This window comes from Saccharothrix sabaoui (assembly GCF_051756985.1).
Lineage (GTDB): Bacteria > Actinomycetota > Actinomycetes > Mycobacteriales > Pseudonocardiaceae > Actinosynnema.
Genome location: NZ_JBPKJK010000020.1, coordinates 54,047 through 73,500, shown reverse-complemented (window position 1 = coordinate 73,500; position 19,454 = coordinate 54,047). Strand labels below are relative to the sequence as shown.

Sequence of the window (19,454 nt, the reverse complement as noted above, 5' to 3'; positions counted from 1 at the left end):
CGCCCATTTCGGGCGGACCTTAATAGCCGTGCGCACTGATCACCTCTTCCCCCTCGCCTCCGTGGAGCCGGTTTTCGGCATGCCCGTGGAGAACGCCCGCAAGTTCCAGCAGGTCGCCGCGGAGCAGGACCTGGTCATCGACGTGCGGGGCACCAACCCGCACGCGGTGGCGTGGTTGCGCCGCGGCGCGCTGCCCAAACCCGAGGCCGTCAAGGCCAAGACCATCGACGACCTGGACGTGCGCCTCGGCGCGTCGCCGCGCCACCGCGGCCTGGTCGGCTACTTCCGCCCCGCCTCACCGCCGCCGGACCCCACCGACCGGCTGCTGCGCCGCTTCGACCAGCGGCGCGTCGAGTTCGACGCCCTGCGCGAGAAGATGGCCGAGTTCGAGCGGCGCGGCGAGTACCTGGTGCGCGACGGCGTCGTGCACGGCTACGACCACCGGGGCGTGCTGCGCCCGCTGACCGGCGACCACGACGTGTTCGACATCCGCGCCTCCGGCGGCCTGCCGCTCAACCGCCGCCGCTACGACCGGGCCGTGATGACGATGATGTCGCTCGACATGGGCGTCACGCACGGCGCGCACATGTACTGGGAGCCCACGACCCGCTCCGACCGGGCGATGTTCGAGTCGATCGCGCGCAGCCCGGACGACAAGCTGCGGTTCCACCCCGACGGGACGATGACCGCGGGCGACTACCGGCGCCGCTTGAACGCCGGGATCAGCGCGATCACCAACCCCGCCAGGGCGGCGCGGCCGTACGCCAGGGTCTCCAGGGTGGGCAGCCCGAACGGCCCGGTCTCCGCGGCGTCGCTGATGAACAGCTGACCGTAGAGCAGCACCAGCCCCACGCCGTAGCAGCGGGCGTGGGCGTGCTGCCACGCCGCCAGGACGCCCACCACGCCCGTGCACACGTACAGGGCGTGGTTGGTGCCCTGGCTCATCGGCAGGAACGGCACGCAGGCGAGCACCACCTGGAGCGACCCGACGACGAACGCGAGTGCCTGGGCCCGGCTGAACGGCTTGGCCGCCGCCCTGCCCGTGCCCCTCTTGCCGCCCACCGGCGCCTCGTTCCGCATGACGGCGGGTTACCCCTCGCCCGTTCGGCCCATCCCCGGGGGTGGTCGGTTAACCCCGTGGTGCTGCGTGCGATTCCCCCTGGTGGCGCAACAGCCGGGTCGGTCAGCGCAGCAGCGGGCGGATCTTCGCGGCGGCGTCCGCGCTCGCGCCGGCGGGGTCGCGCTCCCGGGTCAGCACCTGGGCGGCCATGGCGCTGATGGCCGCCGAGATCTCCGGGTAGCCCGGGCCGTAGGCGGTGCGCGTGCGCACGGTCGCCAGCTGCTCGGCGAAGCCCGGCACGTTCGGGTCCCATTGCCAGGCCAGGTCGTCGCGGGTGTCGGTGCGGTTGGGCAGCGCGCCGAGGCCGCCGCCGAACTCGGTGGCGTTGTCCCGGTTCTCGGCGAGCCACGTCAGCAGCTCCCACGCCCGGTCGGCGTGCCTGCTGCCGCGCCCGACGACCCACACCTCGCCGCCCAGGGGCGCGGCCGTGCCCGCCTCGCCGCCGGGCAGCGGCGACACCGCCCAGTCCAGGCCCGCCTGGTTCAGCTCGGGGACCGCCTCCGGCCCGCCGATGAGCATCCCGCAGCGGCCCAGCGCGAACTGCCGCGCGGCTTCGGCCCGGTCCCAGGACAGCGCCTCGGCGGGCGCGCTGCGGTCGGCGTTGACGAGCTGGTCGACGTAGGTGAGGGCGCTGACGCCCGCCGGGTCGCCGACGGACGCGACGTCGCCGCCCGCCTGCCACAGGAACGGCAGGAACGTGGTGGTCAGGTCGTCGCCCTCGCCGGGGAAGCACAGGCCGGACCGCCCCTCGGCGGTGAGCGCCCGTGCGGCCACGCGCAGCTCCTCCCAGGTCACCGGCGGCACGGCCACGCCCGCGGCGGAGAACAGCGCCCGGTTGTGGATCAGCGCGGTGGTGGTGCTGCGCAGGGGGACGCCGTAGAGCCGGCCGTCGTGGGTGGCGCCCTCCTTCACCGGGTCGAGGAAGCGCTCCCCGAGCGCCCAGGCGTCGAAACGGGGCGTGAGGTCGGCCAGGGCGTCCTGCTCGGCCAGGCGCGGCACGTCGGCGGTGTCGACGGCGGCGACGTCCGGGAACGTGCCCGCCGTGGTGGCCTCGACCAGCTTGGCTTCGAACTCGTCGGGTGACAGCGAGGTGCGCCGGACCCGGACGTCGGGGTGTTCCTGCTGGTAGCGGGCGAGGAGGTGGTCGACGGCCTCGTCGGCCGTGGGGGAGTGGTTGAGGTAGTCCCACCAGGTGAGCGTCACCTGTTCGGGGGTCTGAGGGTCTTCCGCCGTGCATGCCGCCACGGCGAGCAACGCCGCTACCGCGAGCAGTGCTCGTCCACGCATCCGCTCCACCCTTCGGGGTAGGCGCCCTGGTCTACGGCCTGGAGCCGTCCTACTCCGCCGCGTGAGGCGGTGTCAAGATCGGTGGTCCAGACCTCGTGCCGGGCGTGCGGCCGGCCGGGCCGGCCGCGGGGCCGGCGGCGGCGGTGGTCGGGGTGGTCGCGGTGGCCTCTCTCGGCGCGGGTGTGAGGTCGGCGAGGTAGGTGGCCGCCAACTCGTCGTAGATCGGTGTTGAGCTCACGCCACGGAATCCTGACCGGCCGGCGGTCCCGGCGCTGCCCCTCTCACTCCTGTGGGTTACGTTCCTCCGTGCAGGACCCGCACTACTGCGGAGATCGCGCACGGCCTGCCGCACCACTCCGGCGACCGGCTCCGACGACCGCCCGGAGGCCGCACCACCACGGTTCCCGGCCGGTGTGGACGGTCCGGATCTTCACCCGCCCGCCCGCGCCCACCCGGAACGCCGCCCGCGCGTCCGCACCGGTGGTTTGCCGGCGCGTAACGGGGGTACCCCGGCACACGATGAGGGCGTAGGCGGCCACCGCCCCCCCAGGCCGCCTGACAAGTCCCGGCCGGGCTCCACCCCCCAGGAGTCCGGCCGGGCGCCTCATCCCCCTCGACGGGGCACCGCCCCGGTTCACCAGCGAGTACCGCCACGTGGCGCGCTCCGCGCCCGTCCCGGTCCGCCGCACGCCCCGTCCACCGCGCCCACCCGACGACCTCGCGCGGGCACCCGTGGTCATCGCCCGCCGGAACCACCCGGCCCGGCGCGGGACAGGCCCGCGCTGCGGCGTCCCGAAGCGCTTGATCGCCCCGCCGCCGCCCGGGGGACCACCGACCTGTGTGGACTCGTCGGTTTCCGCCACCCCTCCCGTTCCGCACCCGCGTCCCGTTCCGGGGGACCCCCGGAACGGGACGAAGGCTCAGCGGGGAAGAAGTCATGTGCGACACCGGGACGACCGGCTCAGCCCTGGCCGTTCTTCCGGCCCGGCGGCACCCGCCGCACGGGTTCGCGGTTGGCGGGCTGGCGGATCTCCGGCGGCTCCGGCGCGTCCGGTGTGGACCGGGTGACCGGGCCGTCCGGCTCGACCAGCACCGGCTCCCCGTGGTGCGTGATGCGCAGCGCGTCGCCGTCGACGACGCGGTAGGTCACCTCGCCCGGCCCCACCTCCACCGACAGCCGCGTGCCGCGGAACGCCAACCGGAACGACATCCGGTCCAGGCCCGGTGGCAGCCTCGGCGCGAACGACAGCCCGTCGTCGTGGTGCCGCATCCCGCCGAACCCGGCGACCAGGCCGATCCACGCGCCCGCCAGCGACGCCATGTGCAGTCCGTTGTGGACGTTGTGGTGCAGGTCGTGCAGGTCGGTGAACGCCGCCTCGGCCAGGTAGTCGTAGGCCAGCTGCAACGCGCCGATCTCCGCCGCCAGCACCGCCTGCGTGCTCGCCGACAACGACGAGTCGCGCACCGTCCTCGCCTCGTAGTAGGCGAAGTTGCGGGCCTTCTGCACCGGCGTGAACGCGTCGCCGCGCACGTGCATCGCCAGCACCAGGTCCGCCTGCTTCACCACCTGCTTGCGGTACAGGTCGAAGTACGGCCGGTTGAGCAGCAGCGGGTACTCGTCCGGGTCGGTGCCCTCGAAGTCCCACGCGGCGTGCGAGGTGAACCCCTCCGACTGCTCGTGCACCCCCAGCAGGTTGTCGAACGGCACCAGCATCCCGTCCGCCGCCTTGCGCCACGCCGCGACCTCCTGCGGCGTCACGCCCAGCCGGTCGGCCACCTCCGGGTTCCGCTCGACCGCCGCCGCGGCCTCCATCAGGTTCTCCTGCGCGATCAGGTTCGTGTAGACGTTGTTGTCCACCACCGCCGAGTACTCGTCCGGCCCCGTCACGCCGTCGATGCGGAACCCGCCGTGCTGGTCGTGGTGCCCCAGCGACACCCACAGCCGGGCCGTCTCCACCAGGATCTCCGCGCCCGCCTCCCGCTCGAACTCCCGGTCGCCCGTGGCGTGCGCGTACTGCGCCACCGCGTGCGCCACGTCCCCGGACACGTGGAACGCGGCCGTGCCCGCCGGCCAGTACGCCGAGCACTCCGCGCCGTTGATCGACCGCCACGGGAACGCCGCCCCCGCCTGCCCCAGCACCGCCGCCCGCTCCCGGGCCTTGTCCAGCGTCGAGTGCCGCCACCGCAGCGCGTCCCGCGCCGCCTCCGGCACCGTGTGCACCAGCACCGGCAGCACGAACATCTCGGTGTCCCAGAACGCGTGCCCGTCGTAGCCCGGCCCGGTCAGGCCCTTGCCCGGGATCGCCCGCGTCTCACCGCGCACCGCCGCCTGCATGATGTGGAACAGCGAGAACCGCAGCGCCTGCTGGAGCTCGTCGTCGCCCTCGACCTCGATGTCGGCCGCCGCCCAGAAGTCGTCCAGGAACCGCCGCTGCTCGGCCAGCAGGCCCTCCCACCCGGTCTGCCGCGCGCCCGCGATCGCCGCCTCCACCTGCGCGCGCAGCGCCGGCACCGAGCGCTGCGCCGACCAGCCGTACCCCAGGTACTTCACCAGCCGGAGCTTCCCGCCCGCCGGCAGGTCCACCGCGGCCGTGAACCGCGCCAGGTCGCCGTCGGCGCGGATCTCCGTGCGCACCCCGTCGTCGGTCTCCAGCTCGTGGTCCATCCCCGCCGCCATCCGCAGCTGCGAGTTGCGCGCGTGGTGGGCCAGCACCGCCCGGTAGCCGTCGGCGTGCGCGAACTCCGCCACCAGCGGGTCCTCCAGCGCCGCCGCCACCCGCGGGTCGTCGCTGTCGTGCTCCACCGGCTCGTTGGCCAGCAGGTCCGACTGCACGACCAGCTGCACCTTCTCGTTCGCCTCGACCTCGTACAGGATCGCCGCGACCGCGCGCTGCGTCAGCGACACCAGCCGCTCGGTGCGCACCGTGATCCGCTTGCCGGTCGGCGACTCCCACTCGGTGTGCCGGCGCATCGTGCCGGTGCGGAAGTCCAGCTCCCGCCGGTGCCGGTGCGCGCGGCCGTACCGCATGTCCAGCGGCTCGTCCTCCACCAGCAGCCGGATCACCTTGCCGTCGGTGACGTTCACGACCGTCTGCCCGGCCTCCGGGTAGCCGTAGCCCGACTCCCCGTACGGCAGGGCGTGCTCCTCGTAGAACCCGTTCAGGTAGGTGCCGGGCAGGCCGCGCGGCTCGCCCTCGTCCAGCGTGCCGCGCATCCCGATGTGCCCGTTGGACAGCGCGAAGATCGACTCGGTCCGCCGCAGCTGGTCCACCGCCAGCCCGTTCCAGCGCAACCGCCACGGGTGGACCTCCCAGCCGTTCACAGCAGCTCCGCCAGGTCGTCGACCACCACGTCCGCGCCGTGCCGCAGCAGCTCGTCCCGCTGCCCCGCCCGGTCCACGCCCACCACGTGCCCGAAGCCGCCCGCGCGACCCGCCTGCACGCCCGCCAGCGCGTCCTCGAACACCGCCGCGCGCGTCGGCTCCACGCCCAGCAGCCGCGCGCCCACCAGGAACGAGTCCGGCGCCGGCTTGCCCTTCAACCCGTCGCGGGCGATCACCACGCCGTCCACCCTGGCCTGCACGAACCCGTTCAGGTTCGCCGCGTCCAGGACCTTCTCGGCGTTCGCCGACGACGTCACCACCCCGATGTCGAGGCCCGCCGCCCGCACCGCCTCCAGGTAGCGCACCGTGCCCGGGTACGGCGTCACCCCCTCGTGCCGGATGATCGCCTCCAGCAGGTCGTTCTTGAGGTTGCCCACGCCGTGCACGGTGGCCGCGTCCGGCGGGTCGTCCGGCGCGCCCTCCGGCAGCGTGATGCCGCGCGAGGCGAGGAACTCGCGCACGCCGTCGTAGCGCGGTCGCCCGTCCACGTACCGGGCGTAGTCCTGCTCGGTGAACAGCGGTTCGCCGCGCAGGCGCAGCAGGTCGTCGAAGGTGCGCTTCCACGCGCGCCGGTGCAGCACGGCCGTGCTCGTGAGCACGCCGTCGAGGTCGAAGAGGCACGCGGTGATCGGTTCCGGCAGTCCGAGGGGCATGTTCCGTGTCTACCCCCTTCCGGTCCTGGGTACCCGTCCTCCTGATCGTTCACGACTGCGCCGGAGGGAACGGGCATGGGCAAGCCGCGGGTGCTGGTGGTCGGGACGGGCTTCGCGGGCTACCACTGCCTGCGCGCGCTGGAGCGCGCCCTGCCGGCCGACGCCGCCGACCTGGTCGCCGTCAACCCCACCGACTACATGCTCTACGTGCCGCTGCTGCCCGAGGTCGCGGGCGGCACCCTCGACCCGCGCCGCGTCGCCGTGCCGCTGCGGCCCAAGCTGCCGCGCACCCGCCTCGTGCAGGGGCGCGCCACCGGCGTCGACCTCGTCGAGCGCACCTGCACCGTCGTGGACGTCGAAGGTCGCACGCGGGTCGAGGAGTGGGACCGCGTCGTGCTCACCTCCGGGTCCGTCACCCGGCTGATGTCCGTCCCCGGCGTCGCCGAGCACGCGTTCGGGTTCAAGTCCGTCGCCGAGGCCGTGTTCCTGCGCGACCACGTGCTGCGCCAGGTCGAGCTGGCCGAGCAGGCCGACGACCCGGCCGAACGCGCCGCGCGCGCCACGTTCGTCGTCGTCGGCGCCGGCTACACCGGCACCGAGCTGGTCGCCCAGGGCGTGCAGCTCACGCGCGCCGCCCTGCGCGGCCGTCGAGGGCTCTCCGAGGCCGACGTCCGGTGGGTGCTCCTCGACCTGGCGCCGCGCGTGCTGCCCGGTCTCGACGAGCGGCTGTCCGGTCCCGCCGCCCGCGTGCTGCGCTCCCGGGGCGTCGACGTGCGGCTCAAGACCAGCGTCGAGGCCGTCACCGACACCTGCGCCCGGCTCACCGACGGCACCGAGATCCCCACGCGCACCGTCGTGTGGTGCGTCGGCGTGCGCCCCGACCCGCTGGTCGAGGCCGTGTCCGTCGCCACCGAGAAGGGGCGCGTCGTGGTCGACCCCACCCTCGCCGTGCCGGGCCACCCGCACGTGTTCGCCGCCGGCGACGTGGCGTCCGTGCCCGACGCGTTCAACGGCGGCGCGCCCACCCCGATGACCGCCCAGCACGCCCAGCGCCAGGGCAAGCTCGCCGGCCGCAACGTCGCCGCGTCCCTCGGGCACGGCGACGTCGGCCGGTACCGGCACCGGGACCTCGGCTTCGTCGTCGACCTGGGCGGCGGGCAGGCCGTCGCCGACCCGCTGCACGTGCCGCTCACCGGGCTGCCCGCCAAGGCCGTGGCCAAGGGCTACCACCTGCTGGCCATGCCCGGGAACCGGCTGCGCACGGCCGTCGACTGGCTCACCGACGTGCTCGCCCGCCGCCAGGTCGTCCAGTTCGGGCTGGTCCCGGAGGCGGGCGTGCGGCTGGGGGACGCGGAGGGGGTCCCGTCGCCGTGAGCGCGCCCGCGGCCGGGCGGGCCCGAGCTGGGCGGGCCCGAGCTGGGCGGGCCCGAGCTGGGCGGGCCCGAGCTGGGCGGGCCCGAGCTGGGCGGGCCCGAGCTGGGCGGGCTCGGGTCAGGCGGGCTTGAGCGGGTCGTGGCCGATCGACATGAGCCGGTGCCGCCAGTGCGCCTCGCCCGCCGTGGGCTCCAGGTCGTCGCGCCGCTGCTCGTGCACCCGGTCCACGACCCGGCGCATCACCTTCACGTCCTCGGTGGTCAGGTCGGTGCGGCGCTTGCGCAGCACCCGCAGCACGTCCTGGCCGGTGGGCGTGCCCGCCTGGTCCGGCAGCTCCTCGGACCGCTCGTCGGCGGACCGGGTGCGCAGCCAGTCCTCCAGCTCGTGCGAGGTCATGTTCACCACGCGGTGGAACTCTTCCCACAGGGTGTCGGTCATGGGGGAGTGGATTTCCGCCGGACCCGCGCCCGAAACCCGCCCGGCGGGGCGTCCCCCGGCGGTGCCACCGAACGGGCGTCGCGGCGTCAGTTCAGGTAGCGGCGCACGGTGTCCGGGTGGAGCACGAGCCGGACCCAGGTCTCGTCCAGCATCGCGTCCAGGGCGGCGGCGCGGTCCGGGTCGGCGAGGTCCCAGTAGCGCGCGCCCAGGCGGGCGCATAGGTCGCGCGCGCCGTCGTGCTCCACCGAGACGCGGCCGGCGACCGACAGCCAGCGCTCGCGCTCGCCCACCGGGGCGGCCACGACGAGCGAGGCGCGGGGGTCGCGGCGCAGGCGGCGCACCTTGAGCGAGTCCGGGAGCGTGAACAGCTGGACCTCGCCCTCGTCGGTGGCCTCGAACCACACCGGCCGGGGCTGCGGCGGCAGCGGTCCCGCGGCCACGGTCAGGAACCCGTGCAGCGGGCGTCGCAGGAACTCCAGGTCCTGAGCGGTCAGCGAACCGGTGTCGGCGCTCACCGGTCCCACACCCCCGCCGCCGTGTCGCACGGGTGGGTGAGGACCCGCCGGCGGGTCCCGCCGGTCGCGTCGAGGATGAGGACGGTGCTGTCGGTCATGGGACCAGTGAACACGACCGCGCCGGACGATCCCACGGGTGAAAAGCCGGATCACCTGTGTGATCGTCCAACCTGGGCGGGGTGGACGCGTTCAGCGACCTGATCCGCGAGGTGCGGGCCCACGGCTCCCTGTTCGGCAGCACGACCCTCACCCCGCCCGAGCCGCTGCGCGCCCGCGAGACCCTCCTCGTGCGCGGACCCGCGACGTTCGCCTTCGTCGACGAGGTCGGCACCCGCGCCGAACCGGTCGCGTGCGGCGAGCACTGCGCGACGCCCGAGCAGGGCGGGACCCGCCACCGGCTCGGCCGGCACGACCCCGGCGACGGCGCCCGCGACGCGACGACCCTGGTCGTCGGCGCCTACCCGGTGCGCGGCGGGATCGGCCGCCCGCTGCTGGACGCGCTGCCCGTCGTGCTGCGCGTGGGCGGCGGGGCCGACCCCGTCCTGGACCACCTCGCCGCCGAGGTCGCCGTCGACGCGCCGGGCCGGCAGGTGGTGCTCGACCGGCTGCCGGACTGGATGCCGGTCTGCGCGCTGCGCGAGTGGTTCGACCGGCCCGGCGGCGAACCCCCGGCCTGGTGGGCCGCCCAGCGCGACCCGGTGGTCGGCGACGCCCTGCGCCTGCTGCACGCCGAACCGGCCGCCCGTGGACGGCCGCCGCGCTCGCCGACCGCGGCCGACGTCGCCCGCGCCGTCGGCCACTCCGACCCGTTCGGCTTCAGCGCGGCGTTCAAGCGGGTCCGGGGCGTCAACCCGAGCGAGTTCCGGCGCACCGCCACCACCGTCCCCGGCTGACGGTCCCCTCGGCTGACGGTCCCCCCGGCTGACGGTCCCCGCCGCCGCCCCGATCAGCCGTTGGGGTTGCCGTCGAGGTTGCCGTCCGGGTCGATGTCCGGCGCGAACTGGGCCTTCGACACCCCCACCGCCGCCGCCAGGTCCTCGGCCGACGACGTCCCCGTCTCCTCCACGATCGCCGTCCACAGCTCGATCGACGACAGGTTGAACCACTGCGTCTCGGGCAGGTTCACCGCCGCGACCGGGTCGACCGCCCCCTCGGCCCCGCCCGCGAAGTGGAGCCCGAGGGCCAGCAGGCTGCCGTCCCAGCCCGGGCCGACGTACAGCGCCCCCGCGCCGCCGGCCGCCATCTCCGGCGGGACGGAGTGCTCCAGCTCCAGCGTCGTCCGCTCCCCGCCGCTCCCGGGCGTCAGGCGGACCTCGACGATCGACGTCTCGCCGCCGAACGTCACCCGCAGCCGCTTCGGCGGCTCGCAGGCGAGGATGTCGCCGCTCGCGTTGCCCTCCAACCGGAAGTCGCCGCCCTCCCGCAGGTCGCCGCTCACCGGCAGGAACCACCGCCGCAGGCGGGCCGGGTCGGTGATCGCGTCCCACACGTCGGCCGCCGTCGCGTCGTAGGTCCTGCTCAGGCGCACGCCGACGACCTGGCCGTCCTCCTTGCCCAGTTCGCGGTGGATCGCCTTGAGGTGCTCGGCGAATTCGATCACTGTTCGTCCTCCTGCTGCTGTAGTCGTCTTTCCCGCTTGCCGCGCGCGAGCTCGGTGGCCAGGGCGTCGAGGTGCCCGCTCCAGAACCGGCGGAACCCGTCCAGCCACTCGTCCACCTCGCGCAGGCCCTGGCCGTCCACCGCGTAGAGCCGCCGGGTGCCCTCCGCGCGGACGCTGGCGAAGCCGTTCTCGCGCAGCACCCGCAGGTGCTGGGAGACCGCCGGTTGCGAGATGCCGAACTCGCGGCGGACCACCTCCGTGACCGCACCCGACGTCCGCTCGCCGTCCGCGAGCAGTTCGAGGATGCGGCGGCGGACCGGGTCGCCCAGAACGTCGAACGCGTGCACGACCAGTAGTTTTCAGTCTGGGCTTATATAAGTCAAGTCTTAGTACTCGAAAATTGTCGGTGGTCAGTGGCACTATCTCGAACGGATGTTCGGTACGCGTTCGAAGGGAGCCATGCGATGCGTGTTCGACTCGATCCCCGTCAGTGGCCCGGCCGTGTCATCCCCGAAACCGACGCCGAGATCGACACGGCGGTCGAGGCGTTCTGCCTGCGTGCGGCCTGGCCCGACGCGAACCGCGCGGCACTGCGCGGCGTCGTCGAGCCGTGGTTCCACGAGGGGTGGAGCGTCGATGCCCTGCTCGCGGCGGTCGACCGCAGGCCGGACGGCACGAGGCAGGGCAGCCCGAGGAGCCGCGACCAGGTGGCGCACGACTTCCTCCGTGCGCGCCTGCGCTCGTGGTGGCAGGGGGGCGCGCGACGAGCGCGCCCCCCGGTGGCGGGCATGACCCTGGGCGCGTGGTGGCGCATCAACCGCCGCAACGCGCGCCTCACCCAGCCCAGGCCGGCCCGCCAGCTCAGCGCCGCGGGCACCCTGGCCCGCGAGCAGTCCCGAGAACGCGTCCGCGCCCGGCTGAAGGACCCGGTGGAGCGGTCGCGGGAGCTGGCGAGGCGCAGGCAGGAGGTGCTGGACAGCCTCCTGGTGCCGGGCCAGAAAGCCCCCACCTTCGAGGACTCGCGCAAGCTGCTGGCGGACATCCACATCCCCGCCCACCCGGTGTGCAGCAGGTGCGGGTGCCGGCAGGGTAGTCTGCCCAAAGCCGCCTGACCTGCGGTGATGGACGGTGGTTTGCCGGTGGCGGACACGATCGGGTGATCATCGGGCCGAACATGTACGAAATCGGCCCCTCGCCACTCGGTTGAGAGAAGCGGACCCCCGAGACCACGACCCCTGCCATCCACCACCCCGTCCCACCACCCCCCAAGTTCCACCCATCCCCAAGCCCCACCCGGCCACCACCCACCGCCCCGCCAGCCAGCGCCCACCCGCCCAGCCGGCACCTACACCCGCCCACGTCGCCGACCCGCCCGCCACCGCCCATCGCATCCGCCAGCCCCGCGCCGGCACATACCCGCGACGGCCCACGCCCGTCCCCGCTGCCATCGCCGCGCACTCGTCCCATGCCGCCGCGACTCCGTGCGCCATCGCCGCGACCCTGTGCCGCCTGCCGCCTGCCGCCTGCCGCCGCGATCCCGCGCTGCCTGCCGCCGCAAGCCCCGCTGCCGCCGCCTGCCTGCCGCGCCCGTTGCGGCAAGCCCTGCTGCCGCGGCCCGCGCCCTCCGCCCCTGCCGCCGCTCGCCTCCGCCCCCGCACTCCGCTGCTCGCCGTGGTGGTGGTTGCTTGGCGTGGCGGGTGGGCGGGGGCGCGGGTGGGTGATCTTGGTGGGGCTTGGGCGGTTGGAGTCACCTGGACAGGTGAATTGCTTCAGCAGGTCGTGCGGATACGGGTTTGGCTGGTGGAATCCTCGCCCGCACTTCCGGTAGTAACGCCCGGTGCTGACATCCCCACCTTGGCGAGTTTGGCTCGTCGGCGCCCTCGTGGTGCCCGCTCTCCTTGCCGCGTCAGGGGTTTACGCCCGCGCGCGGCAGGTCGGGAGCGGTGAGGGGGTCGCACCCGCCGCGGGGCGGCTCGTCGTCCTGCTGCGCGGCGACGAGGTCGTCCTGAGCGGCGGGGCCGCGGACGACGGTGAGCGGCTCGCCCTGGTGAACGCGATCCGTGCCAAGATCACCTCCGTCCGGGTGACGGACCTGGTCACCCCCAACGGTGACCAGGTGCCCGTCGAGCACGGTCCGGTGGTGGACGTGCTCTCGGCCGCGGCGGGGAGCGGGGACCTCACGGCGGTGTTCGAACGGGACCGCGCCGAGGTGACGGGGGTCGTGCACGACGAGGCCGCGGCCGGCCGGGTGCGGGAGTCCGCGGCGCGGTGGGGCACGTCGGACGTCGTGGTCGAGGCACCCGGGGGCGAGGCGCTGGACGTCACCGCGTTCCAGCGCTCGATCACCAGCATGGTGCAGGGCAACGGCGGGTTCCGGTTCGAACCGGGGACCGCCGCGTGGCAGGGGCACGGACCGGTGCTCGTCGACCGCGTCGGACGGCTGCTGCTCGTCGCGCCCCGCACCGCGGTCACGCTCGTCGGCCACGCCTCGGCCGAACACCCCGAGGCCGCCGGACTGGCCGCCACCCGCGCCGTGATGGTGCGCGACCTCTTCGTCGCCCAGGGCGTGCGGCCCGACCGGATCGTGCTGTCGCTGTCCGTCGACCCGGTGCCCGAGGGCGTGGAACCCGCGGCACGCCAGGTCGACGTCCTCGTGCGGCACGCCAACCCCCGTTAGGCGCGGGAAGGAGTACCACCGGGCGCGAGCGGGCGGCCGTCAGCAGGTCGGCATCAGCAGGCTTGGACAAGCAAGTAGGAGTGGTACGTGGTGTGGTTGTTCACCCAGACGTTCGTCCTGTGCACGTTCGCGTTCCTCGCGGGTGCCGCGCTCACCTGGCTGCCGTTGCGCGCCGTCATCCGGGGCCTGCGCGCGCAGGTCGGGGCGGTGGTCGACCGACCTGTCCGGCCCGTGCGGGCGGCGTTGCCGGCTGCGCGGACCGTGGACGTCGATGAGGTGGACGTCGGTGAAGTGGAAGCTGCTGAAGCGGAACCCGCCGAGGTGGTGGTCGCCGAAGCGGTCGCCGCTGAGGTGGTGACCGTGGAGGTGGAAGCCGAGGTGGCGGAGGCCGCCGAGGTGGCGGAGGAGTACCCGGTCAAGGGCAGTGCCAAGTCGATGATCTTCCACACCGCCGAGTCGCCGTACTTCAAGCGCATGAGGGGGGACGTGGTGTTCCGCTCCGCCGTGGAGGCCGAGCGGGCCGGGTACACGCGGTGGACCCCTCGCGTGGCCAAGGTGTCCGGAGCAGCGGCGGCCCGCAGGACCGGCGGTGCGGGCAAGACCGGTGCGAGCAAGACCGGCGCGGGCAAGACCGGTGCGGGCAGGAACGGCCGGGCGAAGGCGGTCGGGGCGGGCAAGGCGGGTACGACCACCGGTTGAGCGAGGAGGGCACCGCCCCCCGGCTCACAGCCGGTTCAGTTCGAGGACCGCGGCGACCGCCTCGCTCAACGACCCCACCCGCCGCGCGCCCGCCGGGACCTCGCCCCAGCCCGGTCCGCCGAGCAGCACCGCGTGCCCGCGGGAGAGCAGTTCGGCCACCGGGGCGGCGTCGGCGTACGCGCGGTCGTGGGCCCACAGGACCACGGAGCCGGGTGACAGCAGGGCCGCCGCGTCGAGCAGCGCCTCGGCGGGGACCCGCGCGCCCAGGTTGCGGGAGGCCACGTCGCGTTCGGCCAGCGCCGCGGCCAGCGCGTCCAGCGGCAGGCTGTGCTGCTCGTCCGGGGCACACGCCAGCAGGGCGGGCAGGCGACCGCGCACCGGCACCGCCCGCGCCGCGTGCAGCACGCCCGCGATCCCGGCGGTCGCCAGGTGCTCGACCTCGACGCCCCGCCCCTGGTGGACGACCCGCTCGCCGAGGGCGACGAGGAAGGGCACCAGCACCGTCTCCCACGCGGCCACCACCCCGTGCCGGTCCACGAGTTCCGCGGCCAGGGTGCTCATCAGCGGCGCGTCCAGGCGGGCCGCGGCCCTCGCGAACCCCCGCCCCTCCGCCGAGTCGACGGCGAGGGCCCGGGGCCCGCCCCCGGCGCGGGGGCGTTCGGGCGGCGCGGTGCCCAGCGCGGAGGCCGCGGCCGCGGCCGGGGCCATGCCCTGACCGGTGAGTTCGAGCATCCTGCGCAGCCGGGACACGTCCTCGCCGCTGTACCGGCGGTGCCTGCCCTCCTCGCGCGAAGAGGGGCCGAGGCCGTAGCGGCGGTCCCAGGTGCGGAGGGTCGTGGGGGAGACGCCCAGCATCCGGGCCACCGCGCCGGGGCTCCACTGCTCCACCGGGTCCACGGGGCCACCCATTCGATCATCGTACCCGCGTGCACCGCTTCTGAAACGAAAACAACAGCGAGTACGCTCGCGGATGGCGGGGTATCCACCGATCGAGGTGAGCAGATGCCAACGCGCGACCTGATCGTCGTCGGCGCTTCAGCGGGTGGGGTCGAAGCGCTGCGCTCTTTCACCGCGGGACTGCCCGCGGACCTGGACGCCGCCGTGGCCGTCGTGCTGCACCTGCCGGCGGGCGGCACGAGCGCCTTGGCGGGCATCCTGAACCGGAGCGGCCCGCTGTCCGCGGTCACGGCCTCCGACGGCATGCGCCTGCGCCGGGGCCGGGTGCACGTCGCCCCGCCCGACCACCACCTGATCGTGATCGACGGGGTGATCCACCTCTCGCACGGCCCCACCGAGAACGGCCACCGGCCCTCCGTGGACGCCCTGTTCCGCTCCGCCGCCGCCTCGCACGGCGCGGGCACGATCGGCGTCGTGCTGTCCGGCACCCTGGACGACGGCACCGGGGGCATGGTCAGCATCGCCAACCGCGGTGGCCTGGTGATCGTCCAGGACCCGGAGGAGGCGCTGTTCGGCGGGATGCCCAACAGCGTCCTCCGCCACGTCGCCGTCGACCACGTGCTGTCGACGGCGAAGATGGGCGAGCTGCTGCGGGGGTGCGTCGGGCACGAGGTCCGGCAGGGCGCGGAGACCGCAGACCTGGCGCAGCGCGAAACCGACATCGCCTCGGGTGTGGGCGCACACGCCGCGGAGGTGATCTCGATGGGACACCCCTCCAACTTCAGCTGCCCGGACTGCCAGGGCAACCTCGTGGAGCTGGACGCCGTGCCCAAGCGGTTCCGGTGCCAGGTGGGCCACGCCTGGACCGCCGAGGCGCTGCTGGACGCGCAGGGCGTCACCCTGGAGAAAGCTCTGTGGACGGCGCTGCGCACCCTGGAGGAGAAGGCCGGCCTCGCCGGGCGCATGCGCCAGGACGCCCTGAGGCGCGGCGCGGAGCTGATGGTCCGGCGCTACCAGCGCGCCGAGGAGGAGGCCGCGAGCGCCGCCGACGTGCTGCGCGGCCACCTGCTCTCCGGCGCGTACACGCGGGAGTCCACCGCGGAGTCCGGACCTTGAGCGCCGTGGCGCTGGAGGTCACGCGGATCGACGGTGCCACCGTGGTCCGCCCCTCCGGGCTGCTGGACCTGACGTCCTACCGGGCGTTCCGCGACGATCTGCTCAAGTGCGCGGCGGAGGGGCCGACCGGGGTCGTCGTGCGCCTCGACGACGGGTTCCGGTGCGCCACCCCCGCGTTCATGTCGATCTTCGCCACGGTCTGGCTGCGGCTGGCGGAGTGGCCGGGCGTGCCGGTGGTTCTGGTCGGGGAGTCGACGGGGTACCGGCAGTTCCTGGCGAGCTCCGCGGCGGGCCGCCTGGTGCCCGCGTTCACGCTCCTGGCCGCCGCGCTGGCCTCCCTGGACGAGCCGCCCGAGCGCCGGCGCGACGAGATCCAGCTGCCGGACACGATCGTCGGCGCGCTCGTCGCCAGGCAGTTCGTCCGCGAGGCGTGCGAGCGCTGGCGGCTCGGCGCCCTGGTCGACAGCGCCGTGGTCGTGGTCACCGAACTCGTGGAGAACGCGGTGCGGCACGCGGCCTCTGCCCCCGTGGTGCGGTTGGAGTACCGCGGTGGCCGGCTCTCCGTCGCGGTGCGCGACGACAGCGCCGAACCGGTGTCGAAGCCGGACCCCGGCGCGACCCCGCCGGGCGGTGTCGGCCTGGCGATCGTGGACAGCCTCAGCCGGGTGTGGGGGTGTGCCCCGTGGCCGTCGGGCGGGAAGGTGGTGTGGGCGGTGCTGGGCTGATGCCTGGCGGGGAGGGGCCCGCCCCGGCTAGTAGCGTTCCCGGGGTGAGCGAACTGACGGTGCCGGACGAGGACTTCGAAGCAGTGCTGCGGTACCTGAAGGAGTCGCGCGGTTTCGACTTCACGGGCTACAAGCGCACCAGCCTCATGCGCCGCGTCCACCACCGGATGACGCAGGTCGGCATCGAGAACCACAGCGACTACATCGACCACCTCCAGGTCAACGCCGACGAGTTCAACGCCCTGTTCAACACCATCCTGATCAACGTCACCAGCTTCTTCCGCGACCCCGAGGCGTGGGACTACCTGCGCGACGAGGTGCTGCCGGCGCTGCTCGCCGAACGCGGCCCGGACGACCCGGTCCGGGTGTGGAGCGCGGGCTGCGCGTCGGGCGAGGAGGCGTACACCCTCGCCATGCTGCTGTCCGAGGCGCTCGGCCCCGAGCAGTTCCGGCACCGGGTGAAGATCTACGCCACCGACGTGGACGACGAGGCGCTCGCCCAGGCCCGGCAGGCCGTCTACGGCGAGCGCGAGCTCCAGCGCGTGCCGCCGGAGCTGGTGGCCAGGTACTTCGAGGCGCACAACGGCCGTTACGCGTTCCGCAAGGACCTGCGCCGCGCGGTGATCTTCGGCCGCAACGACCTCGTGCAGGACGCCCCCATCTCGCGGATAGACCTGCTGGTGTGCCGCAACACCCTGATGTACTTCAACCAGGAGACCCAGGCGAAGATCCTCGGCCGGTTCCACTTCGCGCTGACGCCGCGCGGCGTGCTGTTCCTGGGCAAGGCCGAGATGCTGCTCAGCCACGGCCGGCTGTTCGACCCGGTCGAGCTGAAGCGGCGGATCTTCCGCAGGACCAACGGCGTGGCGTCGGGCGTGGCGCCCTTCCTCGCCCACGCGTTCGTCCAGGACCGCCGCATCGACGTGGGAGGGCTGGACCAGTTGCGCGAGCACGCCTTCCTGGAGAGCCCCGTCGCGCAGGTGGTGATCGCCGGCGAGGAGGTGCTGGCCCTGGCGAACCGGCAGGCCGAGACGTTGTTCGGGCTCTCCGCCAACGACATCGGCCGGCCGCTGCGCGACCTCGACCTGTCCTACCGGCCGGTGGAGCTGCGCGCCCACGTGGAGCAGACCCGCGCCGACCGGCGGCCACTGCGGGTCAAAGAGGTCTCCTGGCACCGCCCCGGCAGCGAACCGGTGTGGTTCGAGGTGCAGCTCACCCCGCTGCTCGGGCCCGAGAACGTGGTCATCGGCATCTCGATCGTGTTCCACGACGTGACCACGGCCCGCCGGCTGCTCGACGACCTGGAGTACGCCAACCAGCAGCTCGAATCGGCCTACGAGGAACTCCAGTCCACGAACGAGGAGCTGGAGACCACGAACGAGGAGCTCCAGTCCACGGTGGAGGAGCTGGAGACCACGAACGAGGAGCTCCAGTCCACGAACGAGGAGCTGGAGACGATGAACGAGGAGCTCCAGTCGACCAACGACGAGCTCCAGACGATCAACGACGTGCTCCGGGACCGCACGCAGGAGCTGGACCAGGTCAACGAGTTCCTGGAGTCGATCCTCACGTCGCTGCGGGCCGGCGTGATCGTGCTCGACCCCGAGATGCGGGTCATCGCCTGGAACCGGGGCGCCGAGGAGCTGTGGGGCGTGCGGCAGGACGAGGCGCGGGGCGAGCACCTGCTCAACCTCGACATCGGGCTGCCCGTGGCGGAGCTGCGGCCGGTCGTGCGGCAGGCGCTGACGGACGCGTCGTTCATCACCGAGCTGAAGGTCGACGCGGTGAACCGCAAGGGACGCGAGGTGGTCGTGCGCGTGGTGTGCAGCTCGTTGCGCTCCAACGCGGGCGAGCCGAACGGGGCGATCCTGGTGATGGAGCAGAGCGGCTGAGCCGCTGATCGGGTGGAGCGGCTGAGCCGCTGATCGGGTGGAGCGGCTGAGCCGCTGGTGGGCGGGTCAGCCCACCACGCGGCGGATGACGCTGATCGGCCCGATGGACTCGATGTCCTGGATCTTCACCGGCACGCCCTCGGTGGAGGCGTGCACGGCGCGCAGCCCGTCGATCGCCATGGCCACGTGCGTCTGGCCCGGGTAGTAGATGACCAGGTCGCCGGCCCGGACGTCGTTGCGCGCCACCGACCGGCCGATCGTGGCCTGGCCGTAGGTGGTGCGCGGGATCGCGACGCCCACCGAGCGGTAGGCCGCCTGCATCAGGCTGGAGCAGTCCCACGTGTTCGGGCCGTTCGAGCCGAAGACGTACGGCTTGCCGCGCTCGCCGAGCGCGAAGGCCAGCGCCTGGCCGGCGGTGCCCGAGGGCACGTCGATGCGGCTCATGTCGCCCGCGTCGTTCAGCGCGGCCCGCTGCGCCGGGCTGAGCGCCCGGTACGCCTCGCGGGCCTCGTCGATCTGGCCGTCGAGCGCCGCCTTGCGCTGGTCGATCTCGGCGATCGCCTGGTTGGCGGTGTCGGTGGCCTCGACCGCGCGGCGGGCCGCGTCGTTCGCCCCGTCCACCGCGGCGCCGAGGCCCTGGAGGGCCTCGGCGTTGTCGCCGGCCAGCACGCCGAGCGCGGACATGCGGTTGAGGAAGTCCTGCTGCGAGTCGCTGACCAGCAGCGCCGACAGCTGGGTGAACCGGGCGCCCTCGAACGACGCCTCGGTGAGCAGGTCCACCTGGCCGCGCAGCGACTCCTGGGCCTGCTGCGCGGCGGTGAGGTCGCGGTTGGCCTGGTCGAGCGCGCCCTGGGCGGTGGACAGCTCGTCCTGCGCCCGCAGGTGCTCCTCGTTCAGCGCCTCGGCCTCGTGGGCGAGGTCGTTGTACCTCTTCAGGGCGTCCGACGCGGGGTCGGCCACGGCCGGGGGGAGCGGCAGCGCGCCGACCAGCGCGGTGACGGCGGTGACCGCCAGTGCCGCGCGGACGGTGCGCTGAGCGGGGTTCGACGCCACGGTCGCGCATCCTCCTGAAGCCGGTC

General features: G+C 74.0%; 18 protein-coding genes. 9 read left to right on the top strand and 9 right to left on the bottom strand.

Annotated elements, in window-relative coordinates:
• Positions 1-28 precede the first annotated feature (28 nt).
• Complete coding sequence (locus ACR807_RS09055) at positions 29-829, top strand: hypothetical protein (protein ID WP_438920769.1); 801 nt, start codon at positions 29-31, stop codon at positions 827-829.
• Between the two features lie 354 nt (positions 830-1,183).
• On the opposite strand, the gene ACR807_RS09050 is transcribed toward ACR807_RS09055, so the two are convergent.
• The 3 genes from ACR807_RS09050 to ACR807_RS09040 all read right to left on the bottom strand — a co-directional run bounded on the left by ACR807_RS09050 (position 1,184) and on the right by ACR807_RS09040 (position 6,442).
• Positions 1,184-2,323, bottom strand: coding sequence for an ABC transporter substrate-binding protein (locus tag ACR807_RS09050; RefSeq protein ID WP_438920768.1), 1,140 nt, complete (start codon positions 2,321-2,323; stop codon positions 1,184-1,186).
• A 1,045-nt stretch (positions 2,324-3,368) separates the two neighbouring features.
• A complete protein-coding gene (locus tag ACR807_RS09045) occupies positions 3,369-5,729 on the bottom strand; it encodes a glycoside hydrolase family 65 protein (protein ID WP_438920767.1) in 2,361 nt (786 codons plus the stop codon).
• A complete protein-coding gene (locus ACR807_RS09040) occupies positions 5,726-6,442 on the bottom strand; it encodes an HAD family hydrolase (RefSeq protein WP_438920766.1) in 717 nt (238 codons plus the stop codon). Before ACR807_RS09040 ends, ACR807_RS09045 begins: the two co-directional genes overlap by 4 nt.
• Before the next feature lie 75 nt (positions 6,443-6,517).
• Here ACR807_RS09040 and ACR807_RS09035 point away from each other — a divergent pair, with 75 nt between their 5' ends.
• The gene (locus ACR807_RS09035) at positions 6,518-7,816 is read left to right on the top strand and encodes an NAD(P)/FAD-dependent oxidoreductase (RefSeq protein WP_438920765.1); all 1,299 of its coding nucleotides are present in this window, start codon (positions 6,518-6,520) and stop codon (positions 7,814-7,816) included.
• A gap of 117 nt (positions 7,817-7,933) precedes the next feature.
• Here the strand turns inward: ACR807_RS09035 and ACR807_RS09030 are convergent, their stop codons facing one another.
• Positions 7,934-8,254, bottom strand: a complete 321-nt coding sequence (locus tag ACR807_RS09030; protein ID WP_438920764.1) for a DUF3140 domain-containing protein — start codon at positions 8,252-8,254, stop codon at positions 7,934-7,936.
• Between the two features lie 86 nt (positions 8,255-8,340).
• Positions 8,341-8,769, bottom strand: a complete 429-nt coding sequence (locus ACR807_RS09025; RefSeq protein WP_438920763.1) for a pyridoxamine 5'-phosphate oxidase family protein — start codon at positions 8,767-8,769, stop codon at positions 8,341-8,343.
• A gap of 179 nt (positions 8,770-8,948) precedes the next feature.
• Here ACR807_RS09025 and ACR807_RS09020 point away from each other — a divergent pair, with 179 nt between their 5' ends.
• Positions 8,949-9,662: a cupin domain-containing protein gene (locus ACR807_RS09020; RefSeq protein WP_438920762.1), complete on the top strand. Its 714-nt coding sequence runs from the start codon at positions 8,949-8,951 to the stop codon at positions 9,660-9,662.
• Positions 9,663-9,715: 53 nt separating this feature from the next.
• Here the strand turns inward: ACR807_RS09020 and ACR807_RS09015 are convergent, their stop codons facing one another.
• Positions 9,716-10,369 (bottom strand): SRPBCC family protein, encoded by a 654-nt coding sequence (locus ACR807_RS09015; RefSeq protein ID WP_438920761.1) that lies wholly within the window; start codon positions 10,367-10,369, stop codon positions 9,716-9,718.
• Positions 10,366-10,716, bottom strand: coding sequence for an ArsR/SmtB family transcription factor (locus tag ACR807_RS09010; RefSeq protein WP_438920760.1), 351 nt, complete (start codon positions 10,714-10,716; stop codon positions 10,366-10,368). Before ACR807_RS09010 ends, ACR807_RS09015 begins: the two co-directional genes overlap by 4 nt.
• Positions 10,717-10,833: 117 nt before the next feature.
• Between ACR807_RS09010 and ACR807_RS09005 the strand changes: the two genes are divergently transcribed.
• The 3 genes from ACR807_RS09005 to ACR807_RS08995 all read left to right on the top strand — a co-directional run bounded on the left by ACR807_RS09005 (position 10,834) and on the right by ACR807_RS08995 (position 13,745).
• Entirely contained in the window at positions 10,834-11,481 is a 648-nt protein-coding gene (locus ACR807_RS09005) for a hypothetical protein (RefSeq protein ID WP_438920759.1), read from the top strand.
• Positions 11,482-12,254: 773 nt separating this feature from the next.
• Positions 12,255-13,046 carry an OmpA family protein gene (locus ACR807_RS09000; RefSeq protein ID WP_438920758.1) on the top strand — a complete coding sequence of 264 codons (792 nt, stop codon included), beginning with the start codon at positions 12,255-12,257 and terminating at the stop codon, positions 13,044-13,046.
• An 87-nt stretch (positions 13,047-13,133) separates the two neighbouring features.
• On the top strand, positions 13,134-13,745 hold the full coding sequence (locus ACR807_RS08995) for a sunset domain-containing protein (protein ID WP_438920757.1): 612 nt from the start codon (positions 13,134-13,136) through the stop codon (positions 13,743-13,745).
• 24 nt (positions 13,746-13,769) lie between these two features.
• Here the strand turns inward: ACR807_RS08995 and ACR807_RS08990 are convergent, their stop codons facing one another.
• Positions 13,770-14,654 carry a MerR family transcriptional regulator gene (locus ACR807_RS08990; protein WP_438920756.1) on the bottom strand — a complete coding sequence of 295 codons (885 nt, stop codon included), beginning with the start codon at positions 14,652-14,654 and terminating at the stop codon, positions 13,770-13,772.
• A gap of 93 nt (positions 14,655-14,747) precedes the next feature.
• Here ACR807_RS08990 and ACR807_RS08985 point away from each other — a divergent pair, with 93 nt between their 5' ends.
• The 3 genes from ACR807_RS08985 to ACR807_RS08975 are packed head-to-tail and all read left to right on the top strand — an operon-like array spanning position 14,748 to position 18,375.
• Entirely contained in the window at positions 14,748-15,758 is a 1,011-nt protein-coding gene (locus tag ACR807_RS08985) for a chemotaxis protein CheB (RefSeq protein ID WP_438920755.1), read from the top strand.
• A gap of 5 nt (positions 15,759-15,763) precedes the next feature.
• On the top strand, positions 15,764-16,483 hold the full coding sequence (locus tag ACR807_RS08980) for an ATP-binding protein (RefSeq protein WP_438920779.1): 720 nt from the start codon (positions 15,764-15,766) through the stop codon (positions 16,481-16,483).
• Positions 16,484-16,527: 44 nt separating this feature from the next.
• The gene (locus ACR807_RS08975; RefSeq protein WP_438920754.1) at positions 16,528-18,375 is read left to right on the top strand and encodes a CheR family methyltransferase; all 1,848 of its coding nucleotides are present in this window, start codon (positions 16,528-16,530) and stop codon (positions 18,373-18,375) included.
• 66 nt (positions 18,376-18,441) lie between these two features.
• Here the strand turns inward: ACR807_RS08975 and ACR807_RS08970 are convergent, their stop codons facing one another.
• Entirely contained in the window at positions 18,442-19,428 is a 987-nt protein-coding gene (locus tag ACR807_RS08970) for a C40 family peptidase (protein ID WP_438920753.1), read from the bottom strand.
• Positions 19,429-19,454: the final 26 nt, after the last annotated feature.